19 protein-coding genes and 1 pseudogene are annotated in these 20,200 nt (G+C 66.0%); 12 read left to right on the top strand and 8 right to left on the bottom strand.

Annotation, left to right across the window (positions count from 1 at the left end):
• Window positions 1-5 precede the first annotated feature (5 nt).
• Genes AB4Y44_RS16485 through AB4Y44_RS16500 form a run of 4 tightly spaced genes read right to left on the bottom strand, consistent with a single transcriptional unit; the run spans window position 6 to window position 3,474 of the window.
• Entirely contained in the window at window positions 6-1,244 is a 1,239-nt protein-coding gene (locus tag AB4Y44_RS16485) for a Rieske 2Fe-2S domain-containing protein (RefSeq protein ID WP_368700216.1), read from the bottom strand.
• A 2-nt stretch (window positions 1,245-1,246) separates the two neighbouring features.
• On the bottom strand, window positions 1,247-2,251 hold the full coding sequence (locus tag AB4Y44_RS16490; protein WP_342920113.1) for an amidohydrolase family protein: 1,005 nt from the start codon (window positions 2,249-2,251) through the stop codon (window positions 1,247-1,249).
• A 60-nt stretch (window positions 2,252-2,311) separates the two neighbouring features.
• On the bottom strand, window positions 2,312-2,692 hold the full coding sequence (locus AB4Y44_RS16495) for a RidA family protein (protein ID WP_254339357.1): 381 nt from the start codon (window positions 2,690-2,692) through the stop codon (window positions 2,312-2,314).
• A gap of 38 nt (window positions 2,693-2,730) precedes the next feature.
• The gene (locus AB4Y44_RS16500; RefSeq protein WP_342920114.1) at window positions 2,731-3,474 is read right to left on the bottom strand and encodes a GntR family transcriptional regulator; all 744 of its coding nucleotides are present in this window, start codon (window positions 3,472-3,474) and stop codon (window positions 2,731-2,733) included.
• A gap of 313 nt (window positions 3,475-3,787) precedes the next feature.
• On the opposite strand from AB4Y44_RS16500, the gene AB4Y44_RS16505 reads away from it, so the two are divergent.
• Genes AB4Y44_RS16505 through AB4Y44_RS16560 form a run of 12 tightly spaced genes read left to right on the top strand, consistent with a single transcriptional unit; the run spans window position 3,788 to window position 15,532 of the window.
• Complete coding sequence (locus AB4Y44_RS16505) at window positions 3,788-5,947, top strand: acetate--CoA ligase family protein (protein ID WP_342920115.1); 2,160 nt, start codon at window positions 3,788-3,790, stop codon at window positions 5,945-5,947.
• Between the two features lie 16 nt (window positions 5,948-5,963).
• Window positions 5,964-7,145, top strand: a complete 1,182-nt coding sequence (locus AB4Y44_RS16510; protein ID WP_368700217.1) for an acyl-CoA dehydrogenase family protein — start codon at window positions 5,964-5,966, stop codon at window positions 7,143-7,145.
• Window positions 7,146-7,175: 30 nt separating this feature from the next.
• The gene (locus AB4Y44_RS16515) at window positions 7,176-8,309 is read left to right on the top strand and encodes an acyl-CoA dehydrogenase family protein (protein WP_368700218.1); all 1,134 of its coding nucleotides are present in this window, start codon (window positions 7,176-7,178) and stop codon (window positions 8,307-8,309) included.
• Window positions 8,306-9,469: a thiolase domain-containing protein gene (locus AB4Y44_RS16520; RefSeq protein ID WP_368700219.1), complete on the top strand. Its 1,164-nt coding sequence runs from the start codon at window positions 8,306-8,308 to the stop codon at window positions 9,467-9,469. The genes AB4Y44_RS16515 and AB4Y44_RS16520 overlap by 4 nt, the downstream gene beginning before the upstream one ends.
• Before the next feature lie 2 nt (window positions 9,470-9,471).
• Complete coding sequence (locus tag AB4Y44_RS16525) at window positions 9,472-9,918, top strand: Zn-ribbon domain-containing OB-fold protein (protein ID WP_368700220.1); 447 nt, start codon at window positions 9,472-9,474, stop codon at window positions 9,916-9,918.
• A 12-nt stretch (window positions 9,919-9,930) separates the two neighbouring features.
• Window positions 9,931-11,172, top strand: a complete 1,242-nt coding sequence (locus AB4Y44_RS16530) for a CaiB/BaiF CoA transferase family protein (RefSeq protein ID WP_368700221.1) — start codon at window positions 9,931-9,933, stop codon at window positions 11,170-11,172.
• Between the two features lie 43 nt (window positions 11,173-11,215).
• Entirely contained in the window at window positions 11,216-12,214 is a 999-nt protein-coding gene (locus tag AB4Y44_RS16535) for a protocatechuate 3,4-dioxygenase (RefSeq protein ID WP_342920121.1), read from the top strand.
• 42 nt (window positions 12,215-12,256) lie between these two features.
• On the top strand, window positions 12,257-12,910 hold the full coding sequence (locus tag AB4Y44_RS16540; RefSeq protein ID WP_342920122.1) for an RraA family protein: 654 nt from the start codon (window positions 12,257-12,259) through the stop codon (window positions 12,908-12,910).
• A gap of 42 nt (window positions 12,911-12,952) precedes the next feature.
• Entirely contained in the window at window positions 12,953-13,633 is a 681-nt protein-coding gene (locus tag AB4Y44_RS16545; RefSeq protein ID WP_368700222.1) for an RraA family protein, read from the top strand.
• A 2-nt stretch (window positions 13,634-13,635) separates the two neighbouring features.
• Entirely contained in the window at window positions 13,636-14,298 is a 663-nt protein-coding gene (locus AB4Y44_RS16550; RefSeq protein ID WP_368700223.1) for a 4-carboxy-4-hydroxy-2-oxoadipate aldolase/oxaloacetate decarboxylase, read from the top strand.
• An 8-nt stretch (window positions 14,299-14,306) separates the two neighbouring features.
• A complete protein-coding gene (locus tag AB4Y44_RS16555) occupies window positions 14,307-15,083 on the top strand; it encodes an enoyl-CoA hydratase/isomerase family protein (RefSeq protein ID WP_368700224.1) in 777 nt (258 codons plus the stop codon).
• A 29-nt stretch (window positions 15,084-15,112) separates the two neighbouring features.
• Window positions 15,113-15,532 (top strand): PaaI family thioesterase, encoded by a 420-nt coding sequence (locus tag AB4Y44_RS16560; protein WP_368700225.1) that lies wholly within the window; start codon window positions 15,113-15,115, stop codon window positions 15,530-15,532.
• Window positions 15,533-15,569: 37 nt separating this feature from the next.
• Here the strand turns inward: AB4Y44_RS16560 and AB4Y44_RS16565 are convergent.
• From AB4Y44_RS16565 to AB4Y44_RS16580, 4 genes and pseudogenes are all read right to left on the bottom strand, one after another.
• Window positions 15,570-15,788 (bottom strand): annotated as a pseudogene (locus AB4Y44_RS16565) (MAPEG family protein); the annotation flags it as partial.
• Window positions 15,789-16,284: 496 nt separating this feature from the next.
• Window positions 16,285-18,261: a M48 family metallopeptidase gene (locus tag AB4Y44_RS16570; protein ID WP_368700226.1), complete on the bottom strand. Its 1,977-nt coding sequence runs from the start codon at window positions 18,259-18,261 to the stop codon at window positions 16,285-16,287.
• Between the two features lie 52 nt (window positions 18,262-18,313).
• Entirely contained in the window at window positions 18,314-18,913 is a 600-nt protein-coding gene (locus tag AB4Y44_RS16575) for a LemA family protein (protein ID WP_368700227.1), read from the bottom strand.
• A gap of 159 nt (window positions 18,914-19,072) precedes the next feature.
• Entirely contained in the window at window positions 19,073-20,200 is a 1,128-nt protein-coding gene (locus tag AB4Y44_RS16580; protein WP_368700228.1) for an ABC transporter permease, read from the bottom strand.

Below are 20,200 nucleotides of genomic sequence, written 5' to 3' on the forward strand. Positions count from 1 at the left end.
TGGGTTCAGGCGGTCTCGACCAGCGAGCGCCAGTCGGTGCCCGCGGGCAGCACGCCGCCAATGGAGATTGCACGCGAATAGTCCAGCTCGGGGCTGTCCGCGAGCGTGGGCGTTTTGCCGGCCATGAACTCGCGCGCCGATTTGAGCAGTTGCGCGCGCACGCGCAGCACGGCGCCGTCGGCGGAGCAGAGTTGCTCGGTGGTGCGGTCGGCTATCGGGCCTTGACCCAGGAACATCGCGAAGTCTTCGGTGCCCAGATGCTGATGGAAGCCCGTGGCATGGCCGCGCCTCATGAGATCGCGGTTCTGGCCGAAGCCGGTTTCGCGCGTGCCCGGCGGCAGCGGCGGAAAATTCCAGACATCGGGCGTGGCCGACATCACCGTCATGCCGAGCTTGCGCGTGGGGTTGAAATGCACGAACCAGGCACGGTGCGTGACGTCGTCCACGGGCGTCGAGAAGAACACCGTGCTCGGGCTGTTCGCATCCGGTGCGCAGATGATGCCGTACCACGGCATCACGAAGTTGTTCACGCGCGCGTAGACCTTATCGTCGGGCAGGTCGCGCAGCGCCGCGTAGCGATAGCCGTACGGGCGCTCCTCGAATTCGAGGCGGGGCGCGAGCGCCTTCGTCATGTGCATGCGTTCGTTGCCGCCGCCCGCCGTGATCTGCGTGGTCGATTCGTGCAGCACGCCCACGTGCGACGAGTCCATCGAAGCTTCCACGCCCTGCACCCAGTTCGTCGGCACTTCGACGCTCGTGACCGAGCGCTGGTCGACGGGCAGCTGCGTGAACGGGAGGTCGGGAAAGCGCGGCGGCGTGTCGCCCTTGCCGAGCCACACCCACACGATGCCGCCGCGATCTTCCACGCCGTACTGGCTCGTCTTCACGCGCTTGCAGAACTGCGCCTGGTCGCCCACCTGGTTCGGCGCCTCGATCACCTCGCCCTGCACGTTCACTTTCCAGCCGTGGTAGATGCAGCGCAGGCCGTTGTTCTCGTTGCGCGCCATCATCATCGACGTCTTGCGGTGCGGGCAAAGCTCGTCGATCAAGCCCGCCTTGCCGTCGGTCGTGCGAAACGCCACGTAGTTCCTGCCCAGCAGGCGCACCAGCACGGGCGCACCGTCTGCCTCCAGCTTCACCGAGGGCACGGCCGGGATCCAGTAGTGCTGGCGGATCATTTCGCCCATCGGCGCGCCGTTTTCGACGCGCGTGAGCAACTCGTTTTCTTCGGCGGTCATGGCCATGTTCAGGCTTCCTGATAGTGACGGAACGCGCGCGGATAGACGCGCTGGCAGTTGCATTCGAACACGTTGCGGCGCTGTTCTTCGGTGAGCCATTCGATGCTTTCGATCACCGGCTTCATGTCGTCATAATCGCGGCCCGAGATCGGGTCGCGCGAGCTGCCGGTGCCCGGCTTTTCGGTGCCGAACAGCACGTTGTCGGTGCCGGCCACCTTGAGCAGCAGTTCGATCGATTCCTTCGAGTAGTTGCAGGTGTCGAAGTAGAGCTTGCGCAGTTGTTCGTCGAAGCTTTGCGGATGGTTACGGCGCACGGCCCACGAACGAAAGCGGCCCATCTGGTAGGGAATCGCACCGCCGCCGTGGCCGACCACGATCTTCAGGTTCGGGAATTTCTGGAAGACATCCGATTCGAGCAGCGAGATGACCGCGATGTTTTCTTCGTTGATGAACTTCAGCGTGTACGACTCGCGCGGGCTGCAGCTGCCGGCCGAGTGGATCAGCGCGGGCACGTCGAGCACCGTCATCGCCTCATAGAGCGGATACCAGAACGGATCGCCGAGACCCGCTGGCGTCGGGCCTTCGCCTTCGGTCGGGTCCGGGTTCAGCAGGCATCCCACGAAGCCCAGCTCGTTCACGCAGCGCTCGAGTTCGGCCACGACGCGCACTTCCGGCGACTCATTCATGAATTGCGGCAGGCCCGCCACGCCGCGAAAGCGGTCGGGGAACATCGCGACGAAGCGCGCGATCAGGTCGTTGCAGTGGCGCGACCATAGTTCGGCCACGCGCGCGGGCTTGACCGAATGCATCTGCAGATACGGGCGCGGCGAGATGAACTGCACGTCGGTGCCGACCGAGTCCATGCTGCGCACGAGTTCTTCGGCGACCTTGCGCACCGAGGCGTCGGGAATATTGGGCCGGGTGGAGGGGTTGGCGCGCCCGCCGATCAGCTCGGCCATGTAGCGGAAGCTCTCGGGCGGCATCACGACGTGGGCGTGGGAGTCGATGATCACGTTGGGACCTTTTTCAATGAGGGAATGCGTTGCGTTGCGTTGGAGAAATTGGCGGACCGCTCAGGAAGACGCCACGGCCATGACTTCGAGTTGCAGGACCATGCCGTGCTGGAGGTCGTGCACGACGACATGGCGCGCGGGGCGCTGGGCCGGGTCGGGCCAGCGCGCCAGCCAGTGCGTGTTGAGGTGCTCGCGCACGCTGTCGTCTTTCACGGACACGGCGAGCTTGACGACATCCGCGAGCGTGGCGCCGCCCGCGTCGAGAAAGCGTTCGAGGTTGTCGAACGCGAGGCGTGCCTGGTCGGCGGCCGAGGCGGCGAGCTTGCCGGTCGCCGGGTCCTTGCCGGCGATCGCCGACGAGCACAGCACGTTGCCGACGCGTGCGCCCACGGGTATCGGGGCGTTGTGCGCGAGGCCTGGGACGTCGATGGAGCGGGGCATGTTGTCTCCGTGGTAATTGTTCAGGACGACCTGGCTTCTCAGTCGGCGCCGAAGTCGAAAAAATGACGCGGCACGGCCGCGAGGAACTCGGAAAAGCCGGTGGTGCCCGCGGGAACGTGGCGCCGCATCACGTCGGCGGCCTTCGCTTCGTCGCCGGCCTGGATCGCGCGGGCAATCTCGAAGTGCTCCTGCAGCGAGCGGCTGATCTGGCTGCGGTTGCGCAGGTCGGCCACGCGGTAGCGCGCCGACTGGCGGCGCGCCGCGCGGATCTGGTCGGCCAGGCACTCGTTGCGGCTGCCGTCGTAAATGGTCTCGTGAAAGGCCTCGTTGGCGCGGGCGTACTCGCCCGCATCGCCTTCCACCGCGGCCTGCTGGCACGCCATCAGCGCGCGGTCGAGCGCTTCGTGCAGGGTGTCGCTCGCGCGCCGTGCACAAAAGCGCGCGCACAATGCCTCCAGTTCCCCGATGTATTCGAGCATCGAGCGCACTTTCGCGATGGACAGGCGCGCCACGGTGATGCCCTGGCGCGGCGAGATCAGCACGAGGTCGCGCGCCGCAAGATGCTGAAGCGCCTCGCGCACCGGCGTGCGCGATACGTTGAAACGCGCCGCGAGCGCACGCTCGTCGATCGGCATACCCGGCGCGATCTGGCCGGTTTCGATCTCGGCCTGCAGCGTCTCGCGAATGTCGTTTGCGAGACTGGCTCGCATGCGCGGTGCGGCAGCATGCAGGTCGGGCGCGGCGCCCTGGTGCTCGACGGGCAGATCGACTGCAGGTTTCATGGAAGGGCGGGTTGATCGGTGGTCGGGTGGATTAAATATACCAAGGCGCGCCAGTGGTATTCAAGATGGTAATTTTGTCATGCGTCCCATCGTGCTGCGGGATAGCGGCCTTGTTTGGGTAAAAACCACGAAAAATCAATAACATAGGCGGAGTGCGCCGGACTCCGGCAAGTGCGCTAGGGGAAAATACTACCCATCAAAACCCACCTCTGGTGTATTGAGAATGCAGTTCTGGTATGCCAGAATGGCTACCAATCGAACTGATCCTGGTAAGCCAGCGCCGGGATCGCCAATCAAGAAGAGGCATGACCTGATGAGTAAGTCACTCTCCGAAGCCGATGGCGTGTTGTCCGTCGACCGCGTGCTGAAGCCGCGCTCGATTGCGATCGTCGGCGCTTCCGCCGACCCGCGCTCGTTCGGCAATTTCGTGCTGCAAAACCTGGAGCGCTTCGGCTACGCGGGCGAGGTCCATCTCGTCTCGCGCAGCAGCCAGGAGATCAACGGCCGCCCCTGCGTGAGCAGCGTGGATGCGCTGCCCGAAGGCGTCGATCTCGCCGTGCTCTGCATTCCCGAGGCCGGTGTGCTCGACGCCGTGCGCACGCTGGGCGCGCGGCGCACGGGCGCGGCGGTGATCTTCGCGTCGGGCTATGCGGAAGCCGGAGAAGACGGCCGTGCGAAGCAGCACGCGCTGACGGAGGCCGCGAACGCGGCGGGCATCGCGCTCATCGGCCCCAACTGCATGGGCTTCACCAACTTCGAGGCCGGTGTGCCGGTCACTTTCGAGGCGCTCTCGCCGTATCCTTGCGCGGGCCGCAAGGGCGTGGGCGTGGTCGCGCAAAGCGGCGCCATGGCCGCGAATCTGCGCGACGCCTTCATGGGGCGCGGCGTGCCCATCACAGTGGCGGCTTCCACGGGCAATGAAGCCGTGCTGGGCATCGAGGACTATCTCGCCTGGTTCATCGCCGATGCGCAAACGAGCGCGATTGCGGTCTACGCCGAGCAGGTGCGCCGCCCTCAGACCTTCCTCGCGCTGGCGCGCCAAGCGCGCGCGGCGGGCAAGCCGATCGTCATGCTGATGCCGGGCAAGAGCGCGCGGGCGCGCGAAGCGGCACAGTCGCATACGGGGGCGCTGGCGGGCGACCACGCCACGGCGAGCGTGCTGCTTGCCCGCGAGGGCGTGGTGGTGGTCGATTCGCTCGACGAACTGTTCGACACCACGACCATCCTCGCGCGCTTTCCGGTGCCCCCTGCTGCGGGCACCGCCGTGATGACGGCATCGGGCGCGGTGAAGAACATCACGCTCGACTTTGCCGACGACATCGGCCTTACCCTGCCGCCGCTCACCGAGCCGACCCTGAAGAAGCTCACCGGACTGCTGCCCGACTTCGCCGTGGCGGACAACCCGCTCGACTACACGACCATCGGTGTGCGCAATCCGGGGCTGATCGGCGAGCTGATCGACACGGTGCTCGCTGACCCGAACATCGGCAGCCTCGTGCTCTCGATCATGGGCGGCCCGCCCATCGCCCAGCGCGACAAGGCGGACCACCTCGTGCCGGCGCTTGCGCGCGCAACCAAACCCGCTGTGCTTGCAGTGATGGGCGACAACAACGCGCTGCAGCCGTTCTTTGTCGAGGCGATTGCCCAAAGCGGCGTGCCGCTCTTCCGCTCGCCCGACCGCGCGCTGCGCGCGTGCGCTCGCGTGGCGGCCTATGGCGAATCGCTGCAGCGCGCACAACGTGCGCAAACCGCGCCGCCCCCCGCAATCCCGCTGCCAGGAGGCGTGCCGGCCAACGGCATCTATGCCGAATACCGGGGCAAGCAATGGCTCGCCGCCGCCGGACTGCCGGTGCCGCCCGGGCGTCTCGCGAAGACGCTCGACGAAGCACTGACGATTGCAGACGAAATCGGCTATCCGGTTGTGCTGAAGGCGCAGGCGAGCGACCTGCCGCACAAGAGCGACGTGGGCGGCGTGGTGGTCGGCCTCGCGGATGCGACCGCGCTGCGCACCGGCTGGGACAAGCTGCATGCGAGCGTGGCCGCGCATCGTCCTGAACTGGAACTCGACGGCGCGCTCGTCGAGGCGATGGGCCCGCGCGGTCTCGAACTCGTGGTAGGCGCGAAGCGCGACGCCGAGTGGGGCCCGGTCGTGCTCGTGGGCCTTGGCGGCATCTGGATCGAGGCGCTCAAGGACGTGCGCCTGATTCCCGCCGACATGGCCGAAGACGACATCGTGGTGGAACTGCGCCGCCTGAAGGCCGCGGCGCTGCTCGACGGCGTGCGCGGCGCGCAAGGCGTGGACGTGGCCGCCATCGCCAGGGCCGTGGCCGCGATCGGCGCGCAGATGCGCGCGAACGAGGCGATCACCGAAATCGACGTGAACCCGCTCGTTGCGTACCCCGACCGCGTGCTCGCACTCGATGCGCTCGTGGTTTGCGGCTCGCAAGGCGGCCACGGCGGCGCGCACCACTGATAAGGACAATGAAGCAATGAGACTGGAATTCTCCGCAGAAGACGAAGTGTTCCGCGCCGAGGTGCGCGAGTTCGTCAGGACGCACCTGTCGCCGCGACTCAAGCGCAAGGCCGAACTGGGCTTGCGGCTGGAGCGCGCAGACTATGTCGAGTGGTACAGGCACCTTTACGAGCGCGGCTGGATCACGCCGTCGTGGCCGAAGGAAGCGGGCGGCCCGGGCTGGACGCCGCTGCAGCGCTACATTTTCGATGAGGAAACGCTAACAGGCGGCGCGCCGCGCATCATCGCGAGCGGCATCAATATGCTCGGCCCCGTGCTCAACGCGTTCGGCACGCCTGAGCAGAAGGCGCGCTACCTGCCCGGTATCCGCCGCAGCGAAACGTGGTGGGCGCAGGGTTTCACGGAACCGGGCGCGGGCTCGGACCTCGCGAGCGTACGCACGACGGCCGTTCTCGACGGCGACCACTTCGTCGTGAACGGGCACAAGGTGTGGACCTCGTACGCGCATTGGTGCGAGATGATGTTCGCGCTCGTTCGCACGGACCCGCATGCGAAGCCGCAGGAAGGCATCTCGTTCCTGCTCATCGACATGAAATCGCCGGGCGTGGAACTGCGCCCGATCCGCATGCTCGAAGGCGGCACCGATCTCAACGAGGTCTATCTCGACAACGTGCGCGTGCCCGTCGAGAACCTCGTGGGCGAGCTGAACAAGGGCTGGTCGTACGGCAAGTATCTGCTGGGTCACGAGCGCACCGGCATTGCCGGCATCGGCTCGTGCAAGCAGCAGCTTGCACGAGCGAAGGCGCTCGGCAAGCAGCAAGGGCTCGCGAGCGAGCCGCTCTTCGAGGCGAGAGTGAGCCGCTTCGAGATCGAACTGATGGCGCTCGAATTCACGGGCCTGCGCATGCTCAGCGCGAACCAGCAGAGCCGCTTGCCCGCCGTGGAGGCATCGATGCTCAAGGTGCGCGGCACCGAGCTGCGCCAGGCGATCTACGCGCTGCTGGCGGACATCGCCGGTCCCGAAGGCATTGCGTTCGACGAAGCCGCGCTGCTCGACCAGGCGGGCCACGAGCCGCCGAGCCCCGAGGAACTCATTGCCGTCGCGGCCAATTACTTCGACGCGCGAAAGCTGTCGATTTACGGCGGCACGAACGAAGTGCAGCGCAACCTGATCAGCCGCGCGTTCTTCAACGCCTGAAGCGGGACACGATAAAACATGGACTTTTCCTTGACTGAAGATCACGTCGCGCTGCAAGACGCGGTACACCGCTTCTGCGACGGCGAATATCCCGCGCATCAGCGCGGCAACGCCGAAGATGCGGCGCTCGCGGCGCGCCGCCGCGCGGGTCTCGCGGAACTCGGCATCACCGGCCTCATCATCGACCCCGAGCAGGGCGGCAGCGGCTATGGCGCGGTGGAGACGATGCTGGTCGCGCAGCAATTGGGCCGTGCGCTGGGCGGCGCGGGCTGGCTTTCGAGCGGCATGCCTGCCGCTGCTCTGATTGGCGCGGCGGGCAGCGCGCAGCAGCGTTCGCAATGGCTCGAAGCGGCCGCATGCGGCGAAAAGGTGCTCGCGCTCGCCGTGGGCGAAGCCGATGCGCGCTACGACCTCGCACGCATCGCGGTGCGCGCGAAGGAGACCGGCGACGGCTGGCGCATCGACGGCACCAAGACGCTCGTGTTCGACGGCCCGATCGCCGATGCCTTCGTGGTGGCCGTGCGGACCTCGGGCGAGCGAGGGGACACGCAGGGCTTGTCGCTCTTCCTCGTCGATGCCAAAGCGCAAGGCGTCTCGCTGCGCCGCTTCGAAACGATCGACGCGCGCGAGGCGGCGCATGTGGGCTTCGCCAATGTGGCTGTGGGCAAGGCCGATGCGATCGGCGAGATGGGCGAGGCTTACCCGCTCATCGAGGCGGCGCTCGACCGCGCCAATGCTGCGTTGTGCGCGGAATCGGTCGGCGCGCTCGAAACGCTGCTCGAACTGACCGCGGAGCACCTGAAGACGCGCACACAGTTCGGCGCGCCGCTCGCGAAGTTCCAGGCGCTGCAACACCGCGTCGCCGACATGTTGATCGCACTGGAGCAGGGCAAATCGATGGCGTGCGCCGCGGCCATGGCCGTGGACGAGAACGACCCCGCGCGCCGCAGCCGCTTCGTGTCGGCGGCGAAGGCGTTCATCGGCGACGCCTGCAAGAACGCCGGCGAATGGGCGATCCAGCTGCACGGCGCAATGGGCATGACCGAAGAGTGCCGCGCGGGCCACTACGCGAAGCGCATGTTCGTGATCAACCTGACCTACGGCGACGCGATATGGCATCTCAACCGCTTCACGGCGCAGCGTCTTGCGCAGGAGGCCGCATGAGCCTGAACGGACAAGCGTATATCGTCGGCGCCTATGAGCACCCCACGCGCAAGGCCGACGACCTCTCCGTCGCGCGCCTGCACGCCGATGTCGCGAGGGGCGCGCTGGAAGACGCGGGCCTCACGAAGGACGATATCGACGGCTACTTCTGCGCGGGCGACGCGCCGGGCCTCGGCACCACCACGATTGCCGAGTACCTTGGCCTGAAGCTGCGTCACGTCGATTCGACCGAATGCGGCGGGTCCGCGCCGATCCTCCACGTCGCGCATGCGGCGGAAGCCATCGCGGCGGGGCGCTGCAACGTGGCGCTGATTACGCTCGCAGGCCGCCCTCGTGCGGCAGGCGCGGCGCTCGCGCTCAAGTCGCCTGACCCCGACGCACCGGACGTGCAGTTCGAGCTGCCGTTCGGCCCGGCCACGCAAAACCTCTACGGCATGGTCGCGAAACGCCATATGTACGAGTTCGGCACGACGAGCGAACAGCTCGCCTGGATCAAGGTCGCGGCCTCGCATCATGCGCAGCACAACCCGCACGCCATACTGCGCAATGTGGTGACCGTCGAAGACGTCGTGAATTCGCCGATGGTGTCCGACCCGCTTCATCGTCTGGACTGCTGCGTAATGAGCGATGGCGGCGGCGCGCTCATCGTGGCGCGGCCCGAGATCGCGAAGCGGCTCGAGCGTCCGCTCGTGAAGGTGCGCGGTACGGGCGAAGCGCCGAAACATGCGGCAGGCGGCAAGATCGATCTCACGTGGTCGGCGGCAAAGTGGTCGGGCGCGGCGGCTTTCGCAGAGGCCGGCGTGACTCCCGCCGATATCAAATACGCGTCGCTCTACGACAGCTTCACGATCACGGTGCTCATGCAGCTCGAAGACCTCGGCTTCTGCAAGAAAGGCGAAGGCGGCCGATTCGTGCAGGACGGCGGCCTGATTTCGGGCGTGGGCAAGCTCCCCTTCAATACCGATGGCGGCGGCCTGTGCAACAACCATCCCGCGAACCGCGGCGGCGTGACGAAGGTGATCGAGGCCGTGCGCCAGCTGCGCGGCGAAGCCCACCCCGCCGTGCAGGTGCCGAACTGCGACATCGCGCTCGCCAACGGCATCGGCGGCGCGCTCGGGTCACGTCATACGGCCGCAACGCTCATTTTGGAACGGGTTTAACGATGAGTACGACTAATCAGAATCCCGCTGTGGAGAAGGCCGCGGAGAAGGGCGCCAGGCCCGCTGGCCCGCGCCGCATTGCGCCGCCGTGTCTGTTGCCCGAGGCGCTGCCGTTCTGGGAGGCGGCGAAGGAAGGACGCCTGCTCCTGAAGCGATGCGCCGCGTGCGGCGAGACGCACTACTACCCGCGCGATATCTGCCCGCACTGTCTGAGCGCCGACACCGAGTGGGTCGAGTCTGCCGGGCAGGGCACGATTTACTCGCATAGCACGATGGGCAAGGAGGACGCGCGCTACACGCTCGCCTACGTGACGCTCGACGAAGGCGTGACGATGCTCACCAATCTCGTGGACTGCGACCCGGCCGCGCTCGCCATCGGACAACGCGTGCGGGTGACGTTCAAGCCGAGCGACGGCGGCTACCCCGTTGCGATGTTCACGCCGGCCTGAGGGAGAACGTCTATGACCGAAGCATCCAACGATTACCAGGCAAGCCGCCAGGCAAACGCGGCTGCCCGCAAAGGCGCGCTCTCGCGCTTCACGATCATCGACGCCTCGCGCGTGCGCGCAGGCCCGACGGCCATGCGCCTCTTCGCCGACATGGGCGCGCGCGTGATCAAGCTCGAAATTCCGCCCGGTGCGCCCGGCGGCGACGACATGATCGGCGGGCGCGACCACAACCGCGCCGACTATGAGAACCTGCACCGCAACAAGGAGAGCCTCACGCTGAACATGAAGGATCCCGCTGGCCGCGAGATTCTTCACGAACTCGTCAAGCGCGCAGACGTGTTCATCGAGAACTTCCGGCCCGACGTGAAAGACCGCCTCGGCATTGGCCCCGACGCGCTGCGCGCGATCAATCCGCGCCTCGTCTACGCGAGCATCTCGGGCTTCGGCCAGGACGGCCCGTATGCGAACTGGCCGGGCTTTGACTCCATCGCGCAGGGCATGGGCGGCCTCATGAGCGTGACCGGCAAGCCCGGCGAAGGCCCGATGCGCGTGGGCATTCCCATCGCTGATCTCTGCGCGGGCCACTTCTGCGCAATGGCGATTCTCACGGCGCTGCTCGAACGCGAAGCGTCCGGCGAGGGCCAGTGGGTGCAGACCTCGCTGCTCGAAGCGCAACTGGCGATGCTCGACTTCCAGGCGGCGCAATGGCTCGTGGACAAGAAGGTCCCGCAGCAGGTGGGCAACGAGCACCCGCTGACCGTGCCGACCGGCGTGTTCCGGACGAAGGACGGCTACCTGAACCTCGCGGCCATCGGGCAGACGATGTGGACGCGCCTGTGCGAAGCGCTCGGCCTCGAGCATCTCGCGCGCGCCCCGGGCTACGACTCGGACCCGGCACGCGTGGCGAACCGCGACGCCGTAAACCGGGCCGTGGGCGAAGTGTTCAAGACTCGTACCACGAAGGAATGGATGGCAGTCCTCATCAAGGCGGGCGTGCCGTGCGGGCCGATTCACCGCATCGACGAAGTGTTCGAGGACCCTCAGGTCAAGCATCTCGGCATGGCGTGGCCGGTGGAGCTGCCCGGCAAGGGCGCGGTGGCCTTCGTGGGCCAGCCGTTCCGCCTCTCGCGTTATCCGCGTGAAGCGTCGCCCAGGCTCGCGCCCGAGCAGGGCGAGCATACAGAGGCCATCCTGCGCGAACTCGGCTACGCGGACGAGCAGATCGAACAATGGCGCGCGGCGTTCGTGGTTTGAACACGTTCGCGCAGGGCAACAACGTACAGGAGAAGGAGACGAAATGGCACGCCTCGTAGCCGCATTCGGCTCGTCGCACAGCATCATGCTGGTGGCGCAGCGCGAAGACTGGCAACACGGTTTTCGCGCGGTGGACCCGAAGAACCCGCATTACTTCGACAGGGCGGGCAACCACGTCAGCTACGGCGATCTGCTGGAGCGCGCGCCCAGCGAAGCCGAAGCGATGGTCACGCCGGAGAAAATGGGCGAACGCTACGACCAGGCCGAAGCGGCCATGGATGAACTGCGCGATCGCATTCGCGCTGCGAAGCTCGACGTGTTGTTCGTGGTGGGCGACGACCAGACCGAGTTGTTTCGCAGCACGAACAACCCGGCGTTCGCGATCTATTATGGCGAGACGATCCGCAACGCGAAGCGCGAGACGAGCCCCAACGACAGCTGGTACGCCCGCGCCCGCACCATGCGCCAGGAACCCGACGCCGATGTGCACTACCCCGTCAAGGCGGAAATGGCGCGCTGGATGATCCGCGAGCTTTGCGAGCGCGACTTCGACATCGCGGCAATGGACGGTCTGGAGCGCGGCCAGTACGAGGGGCACGCGTTCTCGTTCATTCACCGCCGCTATCTGCAGGGCACCGGTTTGCCGGTGATTCCGGTGATCGTCAACACATTCGACCCGCCCAACCAGCCCACGCCGCGCCGCTGCATCCAGCTTGGCGCCGCGTTGCGCGAACTGATCGAGGCCTATCCCGAAGACCTGCGCGTGGGCGTGCTCGCCTCGGGCGGCCTCTCGCACTTCGTGGTGGACGAGGAACTCGACAACGGCATTATCGAAGCGATTCGCCGCAAGGACAGCGCGTGGCTCGCCGCCCTCGACCCCAAGCAACTGCAGGCGGGCAGTTCGGAAATCCGCAACTGGATCATCGCGGTGGAAGCGGTGAAGTCGCTCGAGCTCGACTGGGTCTCGTACATACCGGGCTACCGCAGTCCCGCGCTGACCGGCACGGGACTGTGTTTCGCGGCGTGGCACACGCTGGATTGACCATCGCGCATTCGAACAGGATTTTCACGGAAAGACAACGACATGGCTGACCAAAACGTACAGCGTCTGCGACGGCTCGACTGCTGCGCCGTCTCCGACGCGCTCGACAAACTCAAACTCCCCGGCGTGGTGAGCGGGCTGCCGCAGCGCTCGGGCCAGGGCCGCATTGCGGGCCGCGCGATCACCGTCAAGCTCGGCACGGGCGAAGCGCCGCCGGGACCGCCTGTGCATCTGGGCTGCACCGCCGTCGAGCAGGCCGGCGCGGACAACGTGATCGTGGTCGAGCAGCGCAGCGGCGTGGAAGCCGGATGCTGGGGCGGCCTGCTCTCGCTCGCCGCCAAGGTGCGCCAGGTAGCGGGCGTGGTGGCGGACGGCCACGTGCGCGATATCGACGAAGCCATCGGCTATGAACTGCCCGTGTTCAGCCGCTGGACCACGGCGCGCACGGCGCGTGGCCGCGTGGTCGAGAAGGGCACCAACGTGCCGGTGCAGATCGGGGAAGTGCAGGTTGAGGCCGGAGACTATGTCGTGGCCGACAACAGCGCCGTGATCTTCATCCGCGCAGCCGACATCGATGCCGTGCTGGAGACCGCCGAGACGATCGTCGCGAAGGAAGCCGCGATGGCGAAGGCGATTCTCGCGGGCACGCCGGCCGGCAAGGTGATGGGCGGCAACTACGAACACATGCTCGCCTGAGCGCATCTCCCATTTCCAGCTCACTGCAGAGATTCCCCAACCATGACGACGAACGACAATCCCGCCACGCGCAGCGACCGCAACGTGGAGCGCGCCGGCAAGCTCGACACGGCCACGCTCTCGGACGCGCTCGACAAACTCGGCATCAACGGCCAGTGCTACAAGGTCAAGGCGCGCAGCACGGACTTCCGCCTCGCGGGGCGCGCATGGACACTCAAGTACGGTCCCGCGGCCAATCCGCCCGGCACGGTGGGCGACTATATCGACGACGTGCCAGAAGGCGCGGTCATCGTCCTCGATAACGGCGGCCGCGAAGACGCGACCGTGTGGGGCGACATTCTCACCGAGATCGCGCACCGCCGCGGCATTGCAGGCACGGTCATCAACGGCATCTGCCGCGACGTCGCGTTGTGCCTGAAGCTCGGCTATCCGATCTTCAGCCGCGATCACTGGATGCGCACGGGCAAAGACCGCGTGCAGGTGGAAGCGACCAACATTCCTGTGAATATCGGCGAGGCGCGCGTGCAGCCCGGCGACATTCTGCGCGGCGACGCCGATGGCGTGATCGTGATTCCGCATGAGCACGAAGACGCCGTGCTCGAAGCAGCGGAGACGATCCATCACGCGGAAGAAGCGATTCGCGAAGCGTGCCGTGGTGGCATGCGTCTTGACGAAGCGCGCAAGCAGTTCAAGTATCACCAGTTGCAGACGCGGGGGAAATGAACATGAAAGAGCACGATTCGAGCACGACGATTCGCAGTGCGATAGAACGCGTCGACAAGAGCGTGGTAGAGGACGCGCGCTGCGTGCCCGCAGCCACGCTGCATGAAGCCGGCGGCAAGATCGGCGCATTGCCCGCCGCCATCAAGCCGGTGGCGCCGGGCTTCCGGATTTGCGGCACGGCCGTTACCGTGCACTCGCCCGGCGGCGACAATCTCTGGCTGCACCGCGCGATTCTGCTCGCGCAGCCGGGCGACGTGCTGGTGGTCTACACGAACGGCGTGTACGAGCACGGTTACTGGGGCGAGGTGATGACGACGGCCGCGAAAGTGCGCGGGCTCGCGGGCCTCGTGATCGACGGCGCGGTGCGCGACGCCGACCTGCTGGAGTCGATCGGGTTTCCGGTCTTTTCGCGCGGGTTTGCCATTCGCGGAACCGGCAAGGACTATGGAGCCATCGGCTGGATCAACGAGCCGGTGATGATCGGCAACGTGACGGTGAGCGCGGGCGATCTGATCGTCGGCGATCGCGATGGCGTGGTGGTGATTCCGCGAGCGCGCGCGGCCGAGGTCGTAGCGAAGGGTGCGCAACGCGAGGCCGACGAAGCGGCGATCTGCAAGCGCATCGAGGCCGGGGAGACGACAATGCAGATCTACAACTTCCATTGAGCCCGGACATGACCTCGAAACCCGCCCACTCGCCGGGCCTTGCGCCCGAACTCATCATCGCGGGCACGATTGCGACGATTACGCTGCGCCGGCCGGATAGGGCGAACCGTCTCGAACCGGAGGACCTCGCCACGCTGCGCGGTTTCATCCGCGACGTGAACACGAAGCGCGACGTGCTGGTGCTGCGCCTGTGCGCCGAGGGCCGCCACTTTTGCGCGGGCTTCAATATCGGCAGCCTGGCGGACGACAATGCGGCGGCGAGTTTCGAGGCGCTTGCCGATGAGCTCGAGCAGGCGCGCCCCGTGACGATCGCCGCGATCAACGGGGGTGTTTATGGTGGTGCGACCGATCTTGCGCTTGCGTGCGATTTTCGCATCGGCGTGGAGAGCAGTGAGATGTTCGTGCCGGCTGCGCGGCTCGGGCTGCTGTTCTACCGCGGCGGTTTGCAGCGTTACGTCTCGCGCCTTGGCTTGAACGTGGCGAAGCAACTGCTGCTGCGCGCAGCCACGCTCGACGCCGCGCAAATGCTGGCCTGCGGCTTTCTCGACAGGGTCGTTACGCATGCAACGTTATCCGATGAAGTTGAACGGCTGAGCGGCGAACTCACTGACATGGCGCCGCTTGCCCTGCTCGGTATGAAGAAGCATCTGAACCGTATTGCGAACGGCACGCTCGACGCGGCTGAATTCGAGCGCGACGTAGCGCGGGTGGATGCTTCCCACGACCTTCGCGAAGGATCCCTCGCGTGGAAGGAAAAGCGCAGGCCGGTCTTTCGTGGCGAATGATCCGTGAAGCGCCAATAGGGAAACCATCCATGGAAATCGACGAAAAGCGGGTGGTTGCCCGTGTCTACGGCGAGCATGGCTCACTGCCGGCCATTACCACGACGCTAGGCGGCACCTTTGTTTCGTTCACCGACGATGCACTCGAAGCGGAGTACGTCGGTGCGCCCGCATTCCTGAACCCGGCTGGACAGGTACAAGGCGGCATGCTGTGCGCCATGCTCGACGACGTAACGGCGACGCTCGTCGTTTCCACGCTGGCCGAGGGCGAGCACTGCGCGACGCTGAACCTGAACACCTCGTTTCTGCGGCCCGCGAAGCCAGGTAAGCTGATCGGCCGCGCGACGCTCGTGCGCAGGGGGCGCGGCGTGTGTAACGTGAACGGGGAACTCTGGCAGGACGATAAGCTCGTCGCCACGGCGACGGCGGTGTGCATGGTCGTCGCGCGCTGAGGCCCGACCCAGCGACAGTCCGAGGCGGCGCGACGATTCAACGCAGCAACGCGAGACTCAGGGGAATCCCGGCCGCATATTTGCCGAGCGCACCGAGAAATCTCGCGGGATTGGGCTTGGCCATCGTACGAAAGGCGAGCAGTCCGATCACCTCGAGGCAGCGGCACACGGTTGCGGCGACCATCAGCGCCAGCGTGGCAGGCAAAGGCGAGCGCGTGCCCAGGTAGAGAAAAAGCACCGCAAGGGAGGGGACGTACGCGATTTCCTGAGACGTACAGCGCACACGGCCGGGTCAGTGTCTATTTCGAAGCTGCGGCACGCATCATTTCGCTGACGCTTCTCGGGCTTGCGCCAAAGAACGCCCGACGCATCAACCCGGACGGCTTCCGAAGAGGATGTCCCGTTGTCCCATGTGCACCCAGGAAACCCCGAACTGGATCAGGCGGTCAGCCGGTCATGATTGATTTCTACGCCGACTGGTGTATCAGCTGCAAGGCGAGCGTCGCGTCGGACGGCGCCGTGTGATACCACGCCGAGCCAAACGCCGTCATCAGCGTGGCCGGCTGCAGTCTGATGCACAACTTGCGGCGCGGCACTGATTCTGGTCGCGAACGCGGCGCCGCGTGGCGTCGCGGGAATCGGCCCATCATGGGCAAGGGGCGGCGATCGTTCCGGCGCGCAGTGCTGACACGCTGGCACTGGTTGCATCTCCTCGAGTGCAAGTCCAGCGTTGGTTCTCCCGGTAGCATCTGTCATAGACCGCTGGATGTCATCTCGTTCATTGCCCATTGCGCGTTCCCCGCGACGAGCGGCGGTAGCGGGCAGTCGAGCGTATCGCAAATGGCGCGGAGCAATTCTGATTCACGGACGGTGACCCGTTGGTCCGCCACAATGCAGGCCGCACAGCCGACGACCATCCGGCGCTTGATGGCCGGGATGGATTGATTGAGCGCTTGCAGCGCTGCGTCAAACCCGGCGAGGGAGCATTCCTCGCGGAGCGGCAAGCGGTGGGTGTGGTCGCCGCCAATGAAGCCGCGCATGCCCGCATCGAACGCCCGGGCGGCCCGGTCGGGTTCCGCCTGGCCTTCCCAGGCCAATAGCGCCAACACAGTCGCAACCGGGTGCGCCAGTTTTTGCGGCGAGCTGTGTACTGGTCGCGTCTGACGCTGGGGCAGATACTGGGCGTCGAGATGCCGATGCAGCACGCAGCGCAGCGTGTACTCGAACAGGCTCAGCCGCTGGTCGGCACTTATGAGCACCTCCACCTGGGCGCGGAACGCCTGGTGCTGCCGGGACGACATCTGCCGCAGGGCTGGCAGGGCCAGGTCCAGGAGGGGCAATCGATGTGTGTCCGACAGAGCCTGGGCAGGGGCGACGAGCCGCAAGGTTTCGGCGAAGTCCCGCGGCTCGGCGCCGGTCCTCAGACCGCTCAGCTGGCGTTCCCGCAGGTCCGCCCGCGGGTCCATGAGAAGGGCGTAGACCAGGGCGCGTGCACTGAAGGGTTCCCGGGCGGCGAGCCGGAGCACGTCTGGCATATCGTCGTGTAGCCCCTGGGCGAAGTTAATCAGTTCCGGATCGATGTGGCCGACGCGGGACGCTGTCTCGTCGGCGAGCCCCAGGACGGGCAGCGGCACCTGCGGAAGCCCCGGTAACGTCGGTGCCGCGGCGAATGGCGGGACGCGGCCGGGGCGGGGACCTTCGAGTTCTTCCCGATCGACACCGACCGGCTGCACCTCCGGGAACTGGCCATCGAACTGGGGATCGAGTTGGCGGATGCGCTCGACCAGGGGGGGATGGGTGGCAAGCAGTCCGGCGAGCCCTTTGCCGGCGAATGCGTTGGCGAAAAACATGTGACCGGCTTCGGCGGCCTGGGGGTTCTCGATGCGTGACCCTTCGGCCAGCCCGCCGATCTTCTTGAGCGCCCCGCCAATGCCGTCGGGGTTGCGCGTGAACTGGACGGCACTGGCGTCAGCAAGGTACTCGCGCTGCCGGGACACTGCTGCCATGATCAGCCGCCCGAAGAACGCTCCCACCAGTCCTAGCACAAACACGCCCAGGCCCAGCAACATCATGCCGCCCTGGGAGTCGCGCCGTCCCGACGAGCGGCCGCGGGATGCGAACATGAGGCTGCGCCCGATGATGGACAACGCCATGATCCCGAAGATCAGGCCGATCAGCCGGATATTGAGCCGCATGTCGCCGTTGAGGATGTGGCTGAACTCGTGGGCCACCACGCCCTGCAGCTCGTCGCGGGTCAGGTAGTTGAGGCAGCCCTGGGAGACGGCGACCACGGCATCGCCGGGCGCGTAGCCGGCCGCGAAGGCATTGATGCCGGGCTCGTCCAGAACATAAACGGGGGGCACCGGCACTCCCGCGGCGAGGGCCATTTCCTCGACGACGTTGAGCAGCCGCTTCTGTCGCGCGTCGGTGGTCGTGCCTGGCACCTCGACACCGCCCAGCATCAGGGCCACGGCCTGGCCGCCGGACGCGAGCTGGGTCACCTTGAACGCGCTGGCACCGCCCACCACGAGGCCCACCCCCAGCGCAGCAAGCAGAAGCAGCTCCGGTTGCCACCAGGGCACCGGCGCGTGGGCGTCATACATGCTGAACCCCACCAGCAGCCCGTACACCAGCGCAACCAGGATCAGGACCGCCAGTGCAAAATAGACTCCGAGCTGGAGGGTCTTGCGTCGTGCCGAATCCTGCTGCTCAAAGAAGTTGGTGGCCATGGTCGGCGCGCCTATGAGAGCATGAAGCGTACGGAGCCATGGCGGTTCCCGGCTAGCGGAACGACACCTTGGGCGCTGAGCGCTCGGTCTCTGCGGTTTCGAGCAGCGCCGCCTCCTTGAAGCCGAACATGCCAGCCACCATGACAGCCGGGAAAACCTCGCGCCGGATGTTGTACTCGGTGGCGGCATCGTTGAACGCTTGCCGGGCGAAGCCGATCTTGTTCTCGGTCGAGGTCAGCTCCTCCTGCAGGGCGAGCATGTTCTGGTTGGCCTTGAGGTCCGGGTACGCCTCGGACAGGGCAAAGAGCCGGCCCAGGGTGCCACCGAGCTGGGTCTCGGCCTGGTTAAGCTCCCTCACGGCCGCCGGGTCGCCGGGGTTGGTGGCGACTTTCTGTTCGGCCGCTATCGCGCTGTTTCGGGCATTGATAACAGCGTCGAGCGTCTCCCTCTCGTGGCCCATGTAGCCCTTGACGGCTTCGATCAGGTTCGGAATCAGCTCGTAGCGGCGTTTGAGCTGCACGTCGATCTGGGCGAAGGCGTTCCTGAAGCGGTTTCGGGCGACCACGAGCCCGTTGTAGACGCCCATGAGCCAGAGAGCAAGCAGTACCCCGACGCCCAGGAGCGCGAGCAGGATGATGATGGCGAGACTCATTTTGGCCGTGACCTCCGATGAGAGGACTGCTGGTTTGGACCATCGCGCCACTATGGGAACAGGATAAGTGAAATGGCGTTTAATTCAATCAATTCGTGACATTGATATAAGTACGGCGCAGATTTAAGCGTAATGCATCAAATCCTCAGTACGCGGGATTCAGGCCATTTGACTGAGGGTTTTGCGAAAGCGCATGAGCGAGAATGCGAACAGCACGCTGCCGATCACCGCGAGCCAGAGCAATGATTGCCAGACAACAGAAATGCCCGCCCCGCGAAAGAGAATAGCCTGACCGAGTTCGACGAAATGCGTGGTCGGTGCGATGAGCATGATGTCCTGCACGAACTGCGGCATGGACTCGCGCGGTGTGCTGCCGCCCGAGAGCATCTGCAACGGCAGCAAGACCAGCACGAGCAGCATGCCAAACTGCGGCATGCTGCGCGCGAGCGTGGCCATAAAAATGCCCATCGCCGTGGTAGCGAACAGGTGCAGTGCGGCGCCCGCGAGAAAGAGCGCAACCGATCCTTCAATCGGCACGTGCAGCGCGCCGCGTACGATGAAGGTGAGCGAGAACGCCGCCGCCACGAGCACCACGAGTCCCATCGACCAGACCTTGGCGAGCATGATCTCAGTGGGCGTGACGGGCATGACGAGCAGGTGCTCGATGGTGCCGTGCTCGCGCTCGCGGATGAGCGCCGCGCCCGTGAGAATGATGGAGAGCATCGTCACGTTGTTGATGATCTCCATGAGCGAGCCGAACCACGCCTGCGTGAGATTCGGGTTGAAGCGCATGCGTACCGCGAGATCGACCGGGGACTCCGTTGGCGCGCGATAGCGGTTCACGAACGTGCTCACTTCATCGCCGATCATTTGCTGAATGTAGCCGTTGCCCGTGAACGCCTGGCTCATGCGCGTGGCGTCCACGTTGAGCTGCACCTCGGCGGCACGGCCCGCAAGCACGTCGCGCTGCAGGTTGGGCGGAATGCTGAGCACGAAGGTATAGCGGCCAGCGTCCATGCCTGCGTCGGCCTCGGCGGGTGTGACGTGCGTCGGCACGAGGAAGTGCGGCGGGAAGAACGCTTCGATGATGCGCTGCGAGAGCGGCGAGACATCGTGGTCGATCACGGCGATAGGCGCCATGTGGAGCGTTTCTGGTCGCGACGTTGCCGAGGAATAGATCATCGCCGTGAACGAGAAGACGATGAGCAACAGCAGCATGGGATCGCGCACCAGGCTCCAGAGTTCCTTCACGCCCAGCCGATAGATGTTGGCGAGATGACGGCCCAT

The sequence above is a fragment of the Paraburkholderia sp. BR10937 genome, assembly GCF_040965695.1.
In the GTDB taxonomy this organism is placed as follows: domain Bacteria; phylum Pseudomonadota; class Gammaproteobacteria; order Burkholderiales; family Burkholderiaceae; genus Paraburkholderia.